This window comes from Skermanella mucosa (assembly GCF_016765655.2).
Classification (GTDB): Bacteria; Pseudomonadota; Alphaproteobacteria; order Azospirillales; family Azospirillaceae; genus Skermanella; species Skermanella mucosa.
The window spans coordinates 6,351,712-6,367,331 of the sequence record NZ_CP086106.1 but is presented as its reverse complement, the minus strand read 5'-3'; the positions used below and the strand labels follow the sequence as shown (position 1 = coordinate 6,367,331).

General features: G+C 69.9%; 14 protein-coding genes. 9 read left to right on the top strand and 5 right to left on the bottom strand.

Annotated features, from left to right (window positions below; genetic code table 11):
• Positions 1–48 precede the first annotated feature (48 nt).
• Entirely contained in the window at positions 49–735 is a 687-nt protein-coding gene (gene tsaB, locus JL100_RS29585) for a tRNA (adenosine(37)-N6)-threonylcarbamoyltransferase complex dimerization subunit type 1 TsaB (protein WP_202680941.1), read from the bottom strand.
• Between the two features lie 73 nt (positions 736–808).
• Between tsaB and ddpX the strand changes: the two genes are divergently transcribed.
• Both ddpX and JL100_RS29575 read left to right on the top strand, forming a co-directional pair.
• Entirely contained in the window at positions 809–1,354 is a 546-nt protein-coding gene (gene ddpX / locus JL100_RS29580) for a D-alanyl-D-alanine dipeptidase (protein ID WP_202680940.1), read from the top strand.
• Between the two features lie 95 nt (positions 1,355–1,449).
• Complete coding sequence (locus JL100_RS29575) at positions 1,450–2,535, top strand: polysaccharide deacetylase family protein (RefSeq protein WP_228420977.1); 1,086 nt, start codon at positions 1,450–1,452, stop codon at positions 2,533–2,535.
• Between the two features lie 13 nt (positions 2,536–2,548).
• Here JL100_RS29575 and JL100_RS29570 read toward each other — a convergent pair whose 3' ends face one another.
• Positions 2,549–3,106 (bottom strand): NifU family protein, encoded by a 558-nt coding sequence (locus JL100_RS29570; protein WP_158047878.1) that lies wholly within the window; start codon positions 3,104–3,106, stop codon positions 2,549–2,551.
• A gap of 109 nt (positions 3,107–3,215) precedes the next feature.
• On the opposite strand from JL100_RS29570, the gene JL100_RS29565 reads away from it, so the two are divergent.
• Complete coding sequence (locus JL100_RS29565; protein ID WP_228420976.1) at positions 3,216–4,442, top strand: adenylate/guanylate cyclase domain-containing protein; 1,227 nt, start codon at positions 3,216–3,218, stop codon at positions 4,440–4,442.
• Positions 4,443–4,647: 205 nt separating this feature from the next.
• On the opposite strand, the gene JL100_RS29560 is transcribed toward JL100_RS29565, so the two are convergent.
• Genes JL100_RS29560 through JL100_RS29550 form a run of 3 tightly spaced genes read right to left on the bottom strand, consistent with a single transcriptional unit; the run spans position 4,648 to position 6,860 of the window.
• The gene (locus tag JL100_RS29560) at positions 4,648–5,142 is read right to left on the bottom strand and encodes a universal stress protein (protein ID WP_202680939.1); all 495 of its coding nucleotides are present in this window, start codon (positions 5,140–5,142) and stop codon (positions 4,648–4,650) included.
• Between the two features lies 1 nt (position 5,143).
• Positions 5,144–5,932, bottom strand: coding sequence for a TIGR02186 family protein (locus JL100_RS29555; protein WP_228420975.1), 789 nt, complete (start codon positions 5,930–5,932; stop codon positions 5,144–5,146).
• Between the two features lie 10 nt (positions 5,933–5,942).
• Positions 5,943–6,860, bottom strand: a complete 918-nt coding sequence (locus JL100_RS29550; RefSeq protein WP_202680938.1) for a sulfite exporter TauE/SafE family protein — start codon at positions 6,858–6,860, stop codon at positions 5,943–5,945.
• Between the two features lie 88 nt (positions 6,861–6,948).
• Here JL100_RS29550 and JL100_RS29545 point away from each other — a divergent pair, with 88 nt between their 5' ends.
• The 6 genes from JL100_RS29545 (at position 6,949) to JL100_RS29520 (ending at position 15,618) form a co-directional block, all read left to right on the top strand.
• Positions 6,949–9,108 (top strand): DUF2961 domain-containing protein, encoded by a 2,160-nt coding sequence (locus JL100_RS29545; RefSeq protein ID WP_202680937.1) that lies wholly within the window; start codon positions 6,949–6,951, stop codon positions 9,106–9,108.
• Positions 9,109–9,154: 46 nt separating this feature from the next.
• Positions 9,155–10,720, top strand: a complete 1,566-nt coding sequence (gene murJ, locus JL100_RS29540) for a murein biosynthesis integral membrane protein MurJ (RefSeq protein ID WP_202680936.1) — start codon at positions 9,155–9,157, stop codon at positions 10,718–10,720.
• Positions 10,721–10,795: 75 nt separating this feature from the next.
• Entirely contained in the window at positions 10,796–11,794 is a 999-nt protein-coding gene (gene trpS, locus JL100_RS29535) for a tryptophan--tRNA ligase (protein WP_202680935.1), read from the top strand.
• A gap of 18 nt (positions 11,795–11,812) precedes the next feature.
• A complete protein-coding gene (locus JL100_RS29530; RefSeq protein ID WP_202680934.1) occupies positions 11,813–12,430 on the top strand; it encodes a pyroglutamyl-peptidase I family protein in 618 nt (205 codons plus the stop codon).
• Positions 12,431–12,601: 171 nt separating this feature from the next.
• On the top strand, positions 12,602–12,820 hold the full coding sequence (locus JL100_RS29525) for a hypothetical protein (protein ID WP_202680933.1): 219 nt from the start codon (positions 12,602–12,604) through the stop codon (positions 12,818–12,820).
• Positions 12,821–13,029: 209 nt separating this feature from the next.
• Positions 13,030–15,618 carry a response regulator gene (locus tag JL100_RS29520; RefSeq protein ID WP_202680932.1) on the top strand — a complete coding sequence of 863 codons (2,589 nt, stop codon included), beginning with the start codon at positions 13,030–13,032 and terminating at the stop codon, positions 15,616–15,618.
• Positions 15,619–15,620 lie beyond the last annotated feature (2 nt).

The window sequence follows — 15,620 nt, the reverse complement described above, 5'->3', positions numbered from 1 at the left end:
GGCCGGCGGGCCTGATCCCGATGAGGCCCGGGTTCGGGTCGCCCGGGCTCATCGCGTGCGGGGCGGGGGCAGCGTGACGTCGGGCGGGCGTAGATATAAGGGCTGGGGGGGGCCTCCCAGGGCGCCGGCGAGGCCGCGCAGGGCCACCAGCCGGGCCACGTGGGCGGCGTCGGGAAGTCCCGGCCCCTCGGCGAAGCGGAGGCCGGCGGGCAACCCTTCCCGCCGCGAAGCGAGGGCGGCGGCCAAACGGGCGGAGGCGTCGCCCGCCACCAGCAGGGGGCCGTCGGCAAGCTCCAGATCCTCGGGCCTTGCTGCGCGGGGAGCGCCGAGCGGATTAAGTTCGCTATCGAATGATTGGACGAAAATATCCTCTCGCCGCGACTCCAGGGCGATCAGCAGCGCACATCCCGATCGTTCCGGTGCCGGAACGCCGTGGGCGACCGCCTCGAAGCTGGTGACGCCGACCAGCGGCAGCCCGGAAGCCAGGGCGATCCCGCGCGCCGCGGCCAGCCCGATCCGCAGCCCGGTGAAAGCTCCGGGGCCGACCGTGACGCCGAGCCCGTCGAGCTGTCCGAACGTCAGGCGGGATTCTTCCAGCACGGCCTGGACCATGGGGATCAGGGCCTCGGACTGGCCGCGGTCCATCGCGGCGAAGCGCCGTGCGGCCACGGCGCCGTCGGACCAGAGCGCCGCCGAACAGGCGCCGGTGGCGCTGTCCATGCCGAGGATCTTCATGGCCTATCTTTCACAGGGGGCGTGCTAGACACGGATACGCACCTTCTTCATTGCCGAGCATTCAGGAATCCAGATGACGTTGTTAGAGATTGCGTCGCCCGATGTCGATATCGACCTGATTTACGCGACCCCGGCCAACATCACCGGGCGGGCGATCTATCGCCGGGCGGTCTGCCTGCTGCATCCCGACGCCGCGGCGGCGCTCGACCGGGCGGCCCGCCTGGCCCTGGGCCAGGGATGCCGGCTCAGGATCTACGACGCGTTCCGTCCGGTGGAGGCGCAGTGGAGCCTGTGGCGCGCCTTCCCGGACCCGGAATTCATCGCCGACCCGCGTCAGGGCTCCACCCACGCGCGCGGCGTCGCGGTCGACCTGACGCTGGCCGGTGCCGACGGCACGCCGCTCGACATGGGGACGCCGTTCGACGACCTGACGCCCCTGTCGCACCACGGCAACACGGCGGTGCCGCCGGCGGCGCAGGCCAATCGCAGCAGGCTGCTGGGCATCATGGCGGCGGCGGGCTGGCGGCACTATGCGTCCGAATGGTGGCACTACCAGCTCCCCGACGCCGAACGCTATCCCCTGCTGTGGGACGGCGCCGTCGGCGGCCGGATGATGTGAGACCCCGATCCGGACCGGGCGCGGCGATCCTGTCGCGGCACTCCATTTGTGTCACGGCTCCATTTGTGTCACAGAAGGAGACCCTTCGGAGACGCATGGCCTTGAAGCCGTTCCACATGCCGATGCCGGTTCGCCGGCTCGCCGCCGCCCTTCTCTGCCTGACCCTGCTCGGCGGGGACGGAGCCCGTGGCGACGTGCCGGTTTCCGTCCCGCCGGACCAGGGCGCCGGCGCCGTCGTGTTCGCCTATGGCCGGTTCGGCGAGGACCAGCACGGCTCCCTCAGCATCGGGCTGGACCAGTTCGACCAGCACCTGGAGGAGCTGTCAGACGGCGCCTATACGGTGATGCCCCTGCCGGCGATCCTCGACAGGCTGCGGCGGGGAACTCCCCTGCCGGACCGCACGGTGGCGCTGACCATCGACGACGCGCACCGCTCCGTCTATCGCGAGGCCTTCCCGCGGCTGAGGCAGGCCGGACTGCCCTTCACCCTGTTCGTGGCGCCGGACCCGATCGATGCCGGCGCCGAGACCCACATGACCTGGGCGCAGGTGCGGGAAGTCGCGAGGGCGGGCGCCGTCATCGGCGTGCTGCCCGCCGCGGGCCTGTCGATGCCCCAGCGCACGGTGCAGCAGAACGCCGCCGACCTGGCCAGGGCGGTGGAGCGGATCGAGGCGGAACTGGGCGCGCGGCCGACCCTGCTGGCCTATCCGTTCGGCAGCTACAGCCTGGCTGTGCGCGACCTGGCCCGGCGCCAGGGGTTCGACGCCGCGTTCGGCCAGTCCTCGGGCGTGGCGCACGGCCGCTCCGACGCGCTGGCGCTGCCCCGTTTCTTCATGAATGAATCGTTCGGCGGGATCGACCGCTTCCGGCTGGCCGCCAACGCCCTGCCCCTCGCGGTGGCCGACGTGACGCCGGCGGACCCGATGCTTGGGCCCCCGCCGGCGCAGAACCCGCCCAGCGTCGGCTTCACGGTCACCGGGGGCCTGCGGGACCTGGACAGGCTGGCCTGCTTCGTCTCGGGCCAGGGCCGCGCGGCGCTGGAGCGGCTGGACGACAACCGGATCGAGCTGCGGATCGCGGAGGAGATGCCCCCCGGCCGGACCCGGCTGAACTGCACGCTGCCGGCGGCCGACGGCCGCTGGCGCTGGTTCGGCATGCAGTTCCTGGTGCCGGATCCCTGACCCGCCCCGCCGCTCAGTAGGCGGCGTTCTGGCGGACCTCGACCACTTCGGGGATGTAGTGGCGCAGCATGTTCTCGATGCCGGCCTTCAGGGTCGCGGTGGAGCTGGGGCAGCCGGCGCACGAGCCCTTCATGTTGAGGTAGACGACGCCGTCCTCGAACCCCTGGAAGGTGATGTCGCCGCCGTCCTGGGCCACCGCGGGGCGGACCCGGGTGTCGAGCAGCTCCTTGATCTGGGCGACGATCTCGTCGTCGTCCTCATGGGCGGCATTGTCGTCGGCGGCCGTCTCGATCAGGACGGGACGCCCGGCGGTGAAATGTTCCATGATCACGCCCAGGATGGACGGCTTCAGCAGGTACCAGTCGCGGTCGCCGCCCTTGGTGATGGTGACGAAGTCGGCGCCCAGGAAGACGCCGGCCACCCCGTCGATCTCGAACAGCCGTTGCGCCAGCGGCGAGCGGGCGGCATCCTCCGGCGTCGGGAAGTCGGCCGTGCCCCGCCCCAGGACGTCGCGCCCGGGCAGGAATTTCAGGGTCGCGGGATTCGGGGTCTGTTCGGTCTGGATAAACATGTATCTCTCCTTCCCACCATCATCACTGGCGAGCTTCCCGGGAAATGGGCAGGATCGTACCGCAGATCAAGCATAACCAGCACCGCCGAAAGGATACCGCGGGACCGCCATGACCAGCCAGCCGACCCTCGACGCCAGCCCGAGCCCTCCGGAAGTCGGCGCGACCTTCGCCCGGATGGAGCTGATCGACTGGCTGATGGAGGACGGAAGGCGGGCCGCCAGCATCGCGGCGCTGCTCGATGCCTTCTGCAAGCGGCTGATCGAGGGCGGCGTGCCGCTGTTCCGCGCGGCTTGGCAAGTCCGCATGCTTCATCCCCAGATCCGCGGCATCAGCTTCAACTGGCTGCGCGACCGCGACGGCGTGGAGGAGATCGAGCGCGAGCACGGCACCGAGCTTCGGCCCGAATACCTGAACAGCCCGATCGGCGCGATCATCGAGGGCGGGGCCGATGCCATGCGGTACCGGATCGAGCAGCTGGAGCCGCCCTACCCCTATTCGATCCTGGACGACCTGAAGGAACAGGGCGGCACCGACTATGTCGCCATGCCCATGCGGTTCTCGACCGGCCGGCTGAACGTCGCGACCTGGGCGTCCAACCGGCCCGGCGGCTTCACCTCGGACCAGCTCACGCTGATCTACGACGTGATGCCGGCGCTCTCCACCGTGCTGGAGACCATGGCGCTGCGCCGGCTGGCGGTCAACGTGCTGGACACCTATGTCGGGCGCGAGGCCGGCACCCGCATCCTGTCCGGCGACATCCGGCGCGGCACGGGGGAGACCCTGCGCGCGGTGCTCTGGTACTGCGACCTGCGGGGCTTCACCAGCCTGGCCGACCGGCTGCCGCTGGCCGACCTGATCGGCCTGCTGAACGGCTATTTCGAGATCATGGGCGGTGTCGTGCAGGCGCGCGGCGGCGAGATCCTGAAATTCATCGGCGACGCCATGCTGGCGATCTTCCCGCTGCCGGAGGGGACCCCGCCCGACGGCAAGGTGCATGACGCGCTGGACGCGGCGCTGGAGGCGGTCGGCCAGATGGAGGCGCGCAACCGCGAGCTCCAGGCCTGGGGTCTGCCGACCCTGAAGGCGGGCATCGCCCTCCATGTGGGCGACGTCATGTACGGCAATATCGGGGCGCCCGACCGGCTGGACTTCACCGTGATCGGGCCGGCGGTCAACCTGGTCAGCCGGATCGAGGGGCTGTGCGCCGAGATGGGCCGGGCGGTCCTGACCTCGGAGGCGTTCGCCTCGGTCTGCCCGCCGCGCCTGACCTCGCTGGGCTACCAGCCGGTCAAGGGCCTGAGGGAGCCGATCCAGGTGTTCGGCCCGGCGGCGTAGGCCGGCTGCCCTGTTTCGACCGGCCGGCTTGCCGGGTGGGGAACCTCGCGCATGCGAACCCTGATCTCCACGGATGAACACGGATAGGCACGGATGAACACGGATTCATCAAGCTTTGGCCACATCCGTGAAGGTCGATCCGCTTGAACCCTGGCTTGATCCGTTCCCATCCGCGGAAAATAGATGCTCCGGCATCCGGGGCCGGTCAGGTGATCAGGTCGAGCTGTTCGCGCTTCAGGCTGCCCGGGACCAGGGTCAGGGGGATGCGCAGCTTGGCCACGCCCTTGCCGGCCAGGTGGGTGACCAGCGGGCCGGGGCCTTCCGGGCCGGTCCCGGCGGCCAGCACCAGGATCGAGATCGACGGTTCCTCGTTGATCAGGCCCAGCAGCTCGTCGCGCCGCTCGCCCTCGCGCACATAGAGGATCGGCAGGGTGCCGGTGATCTCGTTGACCTGCTTGGCGTGGCGCTGGAGCACCTGCTCCGCCTCGGTCCGGCGCTCCTCCCGCATGATGTCCTCGACCGCGATCCAGTGCTGGAAGTCGCTGGGCTCGATCACGTAGAGCAGCGCCACCCGGCCGCCGGTGTTGCGCGCCCGCAGGCAGGCGTAGGTCAGCGCGATGTTCAGCTCCTCGCTGTCGTCGACCACCACCAGGAAGATGCGCTGGTGAGTTGCCGAAGCCGTGGTCCCGGGATCGCTCATGTCACACCTTTCGGAAGATCGCGCCGGCCAGCCAACCGGCCGCCACCGCGAAGATTATGGCCGAGATTCCGTACAAAGTGGACTGCCTCACCGCGAACTCGAAGATTTCGGCGCTGAAGCCCACCTTGCTGACCGCGAGCGGCGTGGTCTGGGCGCTGACCACGTCGCCGTCGCGGATCAGGAAGACGCTGACCGTATAGGCCCCGGTCGGCACGTTGGCCGGGAAATAGACGTTGGTGCGGAACAGCCGCTCCCCCAGGAACGCGACCTGCCCGTGGGCGGTGCCGTACAGGCCCAGCTCCTGCTTGTTGCGGATCAGGGCCTCGCGGAACTCGCGCACCCGGTCGGGCGCCGCGCGGCTGGACGGGGCGGGAACCAGCCGCAGGTGCGACAGGCCGATCTCGTGCCGGGCCAGCACGGCGTCGTCCACGATCTGGCCGAGCGGGCGGTTGGTCGCGACGCTGTAGAAGCTGGGCGCCTGCTGGAACTCCATACTGGCGGCGTTGATCCAGATGCCGGCGATCCGCGACTTGCGCCGGACCATCACCTCGCTCGGCGGTCCCTGGACCACCACCGCCACGTCGCCCGGGCCGTCGATGGCGCCGAACAGGACGACCTCGGTCCCGACGAAGCCGGTGTTGATCGCGATCAGGTGATTCGACAGGTCGGCCACCAGGGACTGCGCCCAGGCGCTGCGCGGCAGCTGGCCGCCCGCGGCCAGCAGGAGGGCCAGCAGGAGAACGGGCAGGATTGCCGCGGCGATCCCGGTCGGAACGGATGGACGCTTCACCGTCTTGGCCTCACCGGTCCACCGGGACCGTGATGGAGTAGAGATTGGGCGGCGGCACGACGAGGTCGAAGGCGAGCCGCAGGGCCACGGCGACGACCAGCAGCGCCAGCAGCGCCCGCGCCTGCTCGCCGCGCAGATAGCCGCTCGCCTTGGTGCCGAACTGCGCGCCGATCACGCCGCCGACCAGCAGCAGCAGCGCCAGCATCACGTCCACCGTGTTGTTGGCCACCGCCTGGAGGAAGGTGGCGATGGCGGTGGTGAAGATGATCTGGAACAGCGAGGTCCCGGCCACCATGGCGGTCGGCATGCCGAGCAGGTAGATCATGGCCGGCACCAGCAGGAACCCGCCGCCGATGCCCATGATCGCCACCAGCAGCCCGCCCACGAAGCCGATGCCGCCGGGCAGCAGCGCGCTGATGAACAGGCGCGAGCGGTGGAAGCGCATCTTGAACGGCAGCCCGTGCAGCCAGGTATGCTTGTGCAGCTTGCGCCGGACGGCGGCCTTCCGGCCGCGCAGCAGGGCTCCGACGCTCTCGATCAGCATCAGTCCCCCGATCACGCCCAGGAACAGCACGTAGGAGAGTGCGATCACCAGGTCGATCTGCCCCAGTTCCTGGAGGATGCCGAACACCCAGACGCCCAGCGCGGTGCCGCCGGCCCCGCCGACCAGCATGACGAGCCCCATCTTGACGTCGACGTTCTTGCGCCGCCAGTGGGCGAGCACGCCGGAGACGCTGGCCGCGACCAGCTGGTTGGCCTGGGTCCCGACCGCGATCGCGGGCGGCACGCCGATGAAGATAAGCAGCGGGGTCATCAGGAACCCGCCGCCGACCCCGAACATGCCGGACAGGAAACCGACGACTCCCCCCATGATCAGGACGAGCAGCCCGTTGACGGACATTTCTGCAATGGGAAGATAGACTTGCATGGTCGGCGGGGGTACCGGAGGACGGGCCGGTACCTTAACCTTACGCACGGGGCCGGCAAAGAGCTTTCGGGTCCCGGAGGGATGCCGCATGATGGAACGACGCACCGCGATCGCCGCCGCCATGGCCTGCCTGCTGGCGTCCGCCGGCACCGCCGCCGCGGACTGGCCGCCCCCGGTGCCGGCCGGGCTCGACGCCTACGCGCAGTGGGACCGGTGGCCCTACCAGCGGATCGGCGTGCGGGCCTACATGAATTCCACCTTCGACCGCGAGGGCGGCAACCGGACCGCCGACGCCTCCCATTTCCTGTATGGAGAGCGGCCGGACTTCAACGTGACGCTCGACGTGCTGGGTCCGGGGATCCTGTATTTCGTCCGGACGAACCACTGGCACGGCAGCCCGTGGCACTACGAGGTGGACGGCACCGACCTCGTGGTGCGGGAGACCAGCACCGCCGATCCGGAAAACCCGGTTCTCGGCTCGACCTTCCTGCCGGCGGAGATCTTTCCGCAGCCGCTGGCCTGGACCTGGCCGGTCACCCGGGGAGCGGACCTGAACTGGGTGCCGGTGCCGTTCGAGCGATCGCTTCGCCTGGCCTATGGCCGGACCTTCTACGGTACCGGCTATTACATCCATCACCGTTTCGCCGAGGGGATCGGGCTGAGTTCCCGGCCCCTGCCGTTCGACCTGAAGACTCCTCCCGACCCGGCGGTGCTCGACCTGATCGGACGGTCCGGCACCGACATCGCGCCGCCGGGGACGGCGGTTTCGGAGCGGGCGGTGCTCGAACCCGGCAGGCCGCTGACCCTGTTCCGGCTGGACGGTCCGGCCACGGTCCGGGCCTTGAAGCTGACCGTGCCGCACGACCAGGCCCTGGAGCTGTCCGACGCCCGGCTGAGGATCACCTGGGACGGCAGGGCGGAGCCGTCGGTCGACGCGCCCCTGGCGCTGTTCTTCGGGGCCGGGCTGCTCTACAACCGCGACGACTCGGAGTACCTGGTCAAGGCGTTCCCCTCCGCCATCCGCTACGACGGCGACCGGGTCCATCTGGACAGTTACTTCCCGATGCCGTTCTTCCGGGGGGCGGTGGTGGAGCTGGTGCCGCCCGGCGGCCTCGCGGCGCCGGTGGAGCTGACGGCTGAACTGCGCCACGAGCCGTTCCGCGATCGCCCGTCGGCGGTGGGTTATTTCCACGCCACGTACCGGGACCATGGCGGCGGCGAGCCGGGTCGGGACCATGTGCTGCTGGACACCCGCGGGATCGAGGGCAGCCGGGACTGGTCGGGCTCCTTCGTCGGCACCTCGTTCACCTTCACCGACCGGGCCGAGCTTCGGACGCTGGAGGGCGACCCGCGCTTCTTCTTCGACGACGCGAAGTCGCCCCAGGCCCATGGGACCGGCACGGAGGAGTGGGGCGGCGGCGGCGATTACTGGGGCGGGCGGACCATGACGCTGCCCTTCGCAGGCCACCCCATAGGCGCCCCGACTCCCGCCGAGGCCAAGGCGCCCGCCGACCTGGTCCACTCCGCCTACCGGTTCCTGCTGGCCGACCTGTTCCCGTTCGGCCGCAACGCCCGCATCCAGCTGGAGCATGGCGGGACCAACGACATGGCCGAGCATTACCGGACCGTGACCTACTGGTACGGGCTGCCCGCCGCCTCGCTGGCCCGGACCGACGCGCTGGAGATCGGCGACGCGGCGTCGGAGCGGGCGCACGGCTACCGCTCGCCCGAGGCAACCGCTCCGCGCGCGCTGACCACGCGCCGCAGGGGGGTTCCCGATCCCGGGCAGGAGACCCGGACGGTCCGATACACGACGGGAGCCTCGGAGTTCACGCTGGGCATCCGGCCGGACAACCACGGGGTGATGCTCCGCCGCACGCTCGACTACGGCATGCCCGACCAGCGCGCCGCGGTCTTCGTGGCCGACGGCGTTGCCGCCGAGCCGGTCTGGGAGCCGGCCGGCACCTGGTATCTCGCCGGGTCGGACACGGTCTACCACAGCTTCCCGCCGGGCGAGACGGACCCGCCCGCCCCCGTGGTGGTCACCGCCGGCCGCCGGCTGGCCGAGGACGAGTTCCTGCTGCCGCTGCGGCTGACCCGGGGCCGTTCCTCGATCCGCGTCCGGGTCGCGTACGAACCGGTCGGCCGGCCGCTGCTGCCGGGAATGCCGGTTCCGGAGTCGGCCTGGTCGGAGATCGGCTACGAGGCCTGGTGCTGGGTGGAGCCGGAGTTCGACCCGGGGCGATGACGGCGCCCTTTCCAGTGGCCGGCATCTCGGCTAGATCCTCCCCATCATGAGTTTCGCGCGCGCCATCGCCACCGTCGGCGGATTGACCATGCTCAGCCGGGTGGCGGGGTTCGCCCGCGACATCCTGACCGCCGCCGTGCTGGGGGCCGGGCCGGTCGCCGACGCCTTCTTCGTGGCGTTGAAGCTGCCCAACTTCTTCCGCCGGCTGTTCGCCGAGGGGGCCTTCTCCGTCTCCTTCGTGCCGATCTTCTCGGCCGAACTGGAGCGCAAGGGCCGCGCCGCCGCCCAGGCCTTCGCGGAGGAGGCGCTTGCCGTCATGCTGACGGTGCTGCTGCCCTTCGTGTTCGTCATGGTGGCGCTGATGCCCTGGCTGATGCAGGGGCTGGCGCCCGGCTTCTCCGACGAGCCGGCCAAGTTCGCGCTGGCGGTCGACTATGCCCGCATGACCTTCCCGTACCTGCTGCTGGTCTCGCTGGTGGCCCTGCTGGGCGGGGTGCTGAACTCGCTGGAGCGTTTCGGGCCGTTCGCCGCGGCGCCGATCGCCTTCAACCTGACCCTGATCGCGGCGCTGCTGCTGGCGCGCGGGACCGGCGTGTCGGCGGGATACGCCATGTCGCAGGCGGTGACGCTGGCGGGGGTGGTGCAGCTCCTATGGCTCGCGGCGTCCTGCCGTGCCGCCGGCGTGAGCCTGCGCCTGCCCCGTCCGCGTCTGACGCCGCGGGTCAGGCGGCTGTTCGTGCTGATGGCGCCGGGCGCGATCGGCACCGGGGTCATGCAGATCAACCTGTTCGTGGATATCGTGCTGGCATCGCTGCTCCCTTCCGGGGCGGTGTCGTTCCTCTATTACGCCGACCGGCTGAACCAGCTGCCGCTGGGCGTCATCGGCATCGCGATCGGGACGGCGCTGCTGCCGGTGCTGTCGCGCCACGTGGCGGCGGACGACCGCGACGCGGTCCGGCACTTCCTGAGCCGGGCGCTGGAATTCTCCCTGGCGCTGGGGCTGCCGGCGGCGATCGCCCTGGTGGCCCTGGCGCATCCGATCATCCATGTCCTGTTCGAGCGCGGCGCCTTCGGCCCGGAGGAGACCACGGCGACCGCCTGGGCGCTGGCGGCCTACGCCATCGGCATCCCGGCCTACGTGATCGTGAAGGTGCTGAACGCCGCCTTCTTCGCCCGGCACGACACGTCGGCGCCGGTCCGGGCCGCGATCATCGTGGCGGTCGCCAACGCGGCGCTGGGACTGGCGCTGATCGGCGTCCTGGGCCATGTCGGCATCGCGCTCGCCACCGGGGCGACGGCTTGGCTGAACGCGGGCCTGCTGGGCTGGATGCTGCACCGCCGGGGTCAGTTCGACATCGACGCCCGGCTGCGCAGCCGAGCCCCGCGCCTGCTCTTCGCCGGCCTGTCCATGGGCGTGGCGCTGGTCGGCGCCGCCTGGATGCTGGAACCCTGGCTGGCCGGGCCGTCGGTCGTCCGGGCGACCGCGCTGGCGGCGCTGGTCGGCGTCGGCGCCGCGGTCTATTTCGCGGTCGCCCACGGCATCGGCGGCATGCGGCTGGGGGAGATCGGCATTCTGCTGAAGCGGGCTCCGGACGGGTCCGGCGCGGCTTGACCGGCCCGGCGCCAGGGGAGATAACAGCCGGCGCCCCGCACGGGGCTTGAGCTTTCAGGGTAGTGGAGACGACCAGTGAACCGCATCTTCTCGGGCATGCAGCCGACCCGCCAATTGCATCTGGGCAATTACCTGGGCGCGCTGCGCAACTGGGTCTCCTTGCAGGACCAGTTCGAGAGCATCTTCTGCATCGTCGACCTGCATGCCCTGACGCTGCCGCAGGACCCCGCCGTGCTGCTGGGCAACACGCGGGAGGTCACGGCCGCCTATATCGCCGCCGGCATCGATCCGGAACGCTGCATCATCTTCAATCAGGCGGCGGTCGCGGCCCATTCCGAGCTGTCCTGGATCCTGTCGTGCCACACCCCCATGGGCTGGCTGAACCGGATGACCCAGTTCAAGGAGAAGGCCGGCAAGCACCGGGAGAACGCGGCGCTGGGGCTGTACGCCTATCCGGTGCTGATGGCGGCGGACATCCTGGTCTACAAGGCGACCCACGTGCCGGTCGGCGAGGACCAGAAGCAGCACCTGGAGCTGGCGCGCGACATCGCCGGGGCCTTCAACCGCCATTATGACAAGGACTTCTTCCCGCTGCCCGAGCCGCAGATCCTGGGCGAGGCGACCCGCGTCATGTCGCTGCGCGACGGCACCAAGAAGATGAGCAAGTCGGACGAGTCCGATTATTCGCGCATCAACCTGACCGACGACGCCGACACGATCGCGCTGAAGGTGCGCAAGGCCAAGACCGACCCGGACCCGCTGCCGGAGACCGTCGAGGACCTGGAGAAGCGGGCCGAGGCGGACAACCTGGTGACGATCTATTCGGCCCTGGCCGGCACCTCGCGCCAGGATACCCTGAACCGGTTCGCCGGGCAGCAGTTCAGCGGCTTCAAGGGCGCGCTGGTCGATCTGGCGGTGGACAAGCTGGCGCCGATCAGCACGGAGATGAACCGGCTGATGTCGGATGTCGGCGAGATCGACCGCATCCTGCGCCGGGGCGCCGACAAGGCGAACGCGATCGCGTCGGCCAACCTGGCGGACATCAAGGACATCATCGGCCTGCTGCGCCCCTGATCGGGCGCCCGGAGCGTCATGACCCGCATCCTGGTGACCGGCTTCGAGCGGTTCGGCCCCAATGACCTGAACCCCTCCGCCCTGCTGATGGACCGGCTGTCCAGCATGGACGGCGTCGTGGCCGCCGTGCTGCCGGTCGAGTACGGCACCAGCGTCGCACGGTTCGAAGTCCTGCTGGAGCGGCACCGGCCGGACGCCGCCATCGCCTTCGGCCTTGCCCGCTGCACCGACCGGATCCGGCTGGAGCGGGTGGCGCTCAACCTGGACGAGGCGGCGGTGCCGGACAATGCCGGCGTGGTCCGGAGCGGGCTGCGCATCGCGGAGGACGGGCCGGTGGGATACTGGTCGACCCTGCCGGTGGATGGTTTGATCGCGGCGCTGGAAGCGGCCGGCATTCCGGCGACGGTGAGCGGGCACGCGGGCGGCTATGTCTGCAACCACCTGTTCTACGGCGTCAGGCACGGCATCGAGCGGCGCGGATCGGCGATGCCGATGGGTTTCGTCCATCTGCCGCCGCTGCCGGAGCAGGTGGCCGGCGAGGCGGGCCGTACCGGGATGGACCTTGAAACCCAGGAGCGGGCGGCGGTCATCCTGCTGAACGGGGTGAGGGCGATCACGAAGGCCGCCATGGCGTAGGTCGGTCTCGGCCCGAAGGGACGACGCCGACATCATGCCTGAGCGTCGGCATACGGTGTCGGAGTTCGCCCTTCGGTCGAAGTCCGACCTACGCGACGATCTTCGCGGCGATCGGAATCATTCCGCCGCAAGCGGCCGGACACCAACCAGCCGCTCGTAATGATAGGTCAGTTGCTCGATCCTGCCGAGCAATTGCTGGTTGGTCGTCTCAAGCGTGTCCTTGACCAGGCTCCCGTCGCGCTACAAGCGGGCAATGCCGGCCTTCATGCCGGCAACCTAGCAGCGCAGTTCACCGATCTGGATGTCGATTGCCGCGACCTTGTCCAGCAAAGCCGTCAGCAGATCCCTTGCTTCCTGAACCATCAGCCTTCCCCGAGCTATCCACGATAAAGGATAAGCGTCATTCCAAGGTATGTGGATAATCGCTTGTCATATGAGGAACAGGCGGGGACCTTCTCACCCGGCACGCATCGTTGCCCTGGCTTTCAGCCAATTGGCTGAGGTTGCAATCTCGGCGCAAAGAGCTAGGTTTTGGCGCCATCCTAGAAAAAGCGCGCCACGGCGATTTATACCGGTGATTGAATAATGGAGCTTCGATAGTGCCGACCTTGGACCTGTCCGATCCGGCCGTCTACAGGTCGCTGTTCGAGGCTTCGCCGAATCCATACGTCCTGCTTGACCGTGGCCTCACCATCCTCGGCTGCAACGACGCCTATCTCAAGGTCACCGGGCGCACCCGCGAACAGATCGTCGGGCGCAACATGTTCGACGCCTTTCCCGGAGGCGACAACGAGGCGCAGCTCCGCGCCTCGTTCGAGCGGGTGCTGCGGACGCGGCAGATGGACGCGATCGCGTTCATCCCCTATGCCATCGCCCGGACGACGCCCGAGGGAACCTGGCTGGAGGAGCGGTTCTGGAGCGCCACCCACACGCCCCTGCCGAACAGCCAGGGAAACGTGGGCCTGATCCTGCAGCACACCGTGGACGTCACCGAACTGCACCGCCTGAAGGAGGTGGTCGCCCTGGGCGACGGCGGGGACATCCCGTCGGGACCGCGCGAACAGGTGGAAAGCGACCTGCTGCGCCGGGCCCAGGCCGTCCAGAAAACCAACCTGAGCCTGGATGCCGAGCTTGAGCGGCTGCACAGGCTGTTCACCCAGGCGCCCGGCTTCATCGCGGTCATCAGCGGCCCGGACCATGTGTTCGAACTCGCCAACGACGCCTACTACAGGCTCGTCGGCCGCCGGGACATCCTCGGCAAACCGGTGCGCGAAGCGCTGCCGGACGTGGAAGGCCAGGGCTTCTACGAGTTGCTGGACCAGGTCCATTCGACCGGGCAGGCGTTCGTCGGCCGCGACATGCGCCTGCTGGTCCAGCCGGACCCCGATGCGGCCGCCACCGAGCTGTTCGTGGATTTCGTCTACCAGCCGGTCCTGAAACCGGACGGTACCGTTTCGGGCATCTTCGTCCAGGGCCATGACGTGACCGACCGGAAGCGAGCCCGGGACGAGCTGATGAAGTACCAGACCGACCTGGAGGCGCTGGTGCGGGAGCGCACCCTGGCCCTGGAGAGGAGCGAGGCGGAGCGCGCCCAGGCCGAGGCGGCGCTTCGCCAGGCCCAGAGGCTGGAGGCGATCGGCAAGCTGACCGGCGGCGTGGCCCACGATTTCAACAACCTGCTCCAGGTGATCGGGAGCAACCTGGACCTGCTGCAGCACGAGTTCACCGGCGATCCCGCCGCCACCGCGCGCCGGCTGGACTCGGCGATGGGTGCGGTCCAGCGCGGCGCCCGGCTGGCGTCCCAGCTCCTCGCCTTCGCCCGCCGGCAGCCGCTGGAGCCGCGCCCGGTCAGCCTGGGGCGCCTGCTGCGCGGCATGGACGACCTGCTGCGCCGGGCGCTGGGCGACGGGATCGAGGTGGAGACGGTGATCGCCGGCGGCCTGTGGAGCATGCTGGCCGATCCCAACCAGGTGGAGAACGTGATCCTGAACCTGGCGATCAACGCCCGCGACGCGATGGACGGCACCGGGCGCCTGACGCTGGAAGCCGGCAACGCGATGCTGGACGACCTCTACGCGCTCCAGCATCCGGAGGTCACGGCGGGCCAGTACGTGATGCTGGCGGTATCGGACACTGGCTGCGGCATGTCCCAGGACCTGATGGAGCGCGCCTTCGAGCCCTTCTTCACGACCAAGCCGGAGGGCAAAGGCACCGGAATGGGGCTGGCCATGGTCCACGGCTTCGTCAAGCAGTCGGGCGGCCACGTCAAGCTGTACAGCGAGGTCGGGCACGGCACGACCGTGAAGATCTACCTGCCGCGCTCCCGCCAAGTCGCGGAGGAACCCGCGCCGGAGCTGCGCGGCGGTCCGGTGGCGGGCGGCACCGAGACCGTGCTGGTGGTCGAGGACGATTCCCAGGTGCGCGCGGCCACGGTGGAGATCCTGGCCGGCCTGGGCTACCGCGTGCTCCAGGCGGCCGACGCGCAGAGCGCCCTGGCCGTCATCCGCAGCGGCGTGCCGGTGGACCTGCTGTTCACCGACGTCGTGATGCCCGGCCCCCTGAGGAGCCCGGAGCTGGCCCGGCAGGCGCGCGAGACGCTGCCTGACCTCGCCGTGCTCTTCACGTCCGGCTATACCGAGAACGCCATCGTCCACGGCGGGCGGCTCGATCCCGGTGTCCAGCTGCTGAGCAAGCCCTATCGGCGGGAGGACCTGGCGCGCCGGATCCGGCACCTGCTGGCCAACCAGCGGCAGCGGCAGGCGGCGCGTCCGGTTCCGCTGGCCCCGGCCGCCGCCCGGCCGGGGCGCGTGGAGGAGCCGTCGCAGGGCCTGCGCGTGCTTCTGGTCGAGGACGACGCGATCATCCAGGCTTCCACCATGGACATGCTCGAGGCGCTGGGACACAGCGTGACGGCGGTTTCGGACGCCGACGCGGCGATGAGCGCGCTGGATGGCGGCCGCATCGACGTGCTGTTCACCGACATCGGGTTGCCGGGACGATCCGGCCTGGAGCTGGCCCGCGAGGCGCTGGAAGGATACCCCGGCCTGCGGATCATCGTCGCCTCGGGCTATGGCGGCGCGGTCCGGGACGGCCGGGGGGAAGCGGGGCTGGACGCGGTGTTCCTGCCCAAGCCCTACACCCGCAACGGTATCCGCAAGGCGTTCCAGTCGCTGCCGAAACCGGCCTGAGC

What these genes read in the sequence shown, in the direction of transcription:
- tsaB (WP_202680941.1), bottom strand. Translation starts at nt 735, where the DNA reads ATGAAGATCCTCGGCATGGACAGCGCCACCGGCGCCTGTTCGGCGGCG.
- murJ (WP_202680936.1), top strand. Translation starts at nt 9,155, where the DNA reads ATGAGTTTCGCGCGCGCCATCGCCACCGTCGGCGGATTGACCATGCTC.
- JL100_RS29570 (WP_158047878.1), bottom strand. Translation starts at nt 3,106, where the DNA reads ATGTTTATCCAGACCGAACAGACCCCGAATCCCGCGACCCTGAAATTC.
- JL100_RS29550 (WP_202680938.1), bottom strand. Translation starts at nt 6,860, where the DNA reads ATGCAAGTCTATCTTCCCATTGCAGAAATGTCCGTCAACGGGCTGCTC.
- JL100_RS29565 (WP_228420976.1), top strand. Translation starts at nt 3,216, where the DNA reads ATGACCAGCCAGCCGACCCTCGACGCCAGCCCGAGCCCTCCGGAAGTC.
- JL100_RS29530 (WP_202680934.1), top strand. Translation starts at nt 11,813, where the DNA reads ATGACCCGCATCCTGGTGACCGGCTTCGAGCGGTTCGGCCCCAATGAC.
- JL100_RS29545 (WP_202680937.1), top strand. Translation starts at nt 6,949, where the DNA reads ATGATGGAACGACGCACCGCGATCGCCGCCGCCATGGCCTGCCTGCTG.
- JL100_RS29560 (WP_202680939.1), bottom strand. Translation starts at nt 5,142, where the DNA reads ATGAGCGATCCCGGGACCACGGCTTCGGCAACTCACCAGCGCATCTTC.
- JL100_RS29575 (WP_228420977.1), top strand. Translation starts at nt 1,450, where the DNA reads ATGGCCTTGAAGCCGTTCCACATGCCGATGCCGGTTCGCCGGCTCGCC.
- ddpX (WP_202680940.1), top strand. Translation starts at nt 809, where the DNA reads ATGACGTTGTTAGAGATTGCGTCGCCCGATGTCGATATCGACCTGATT.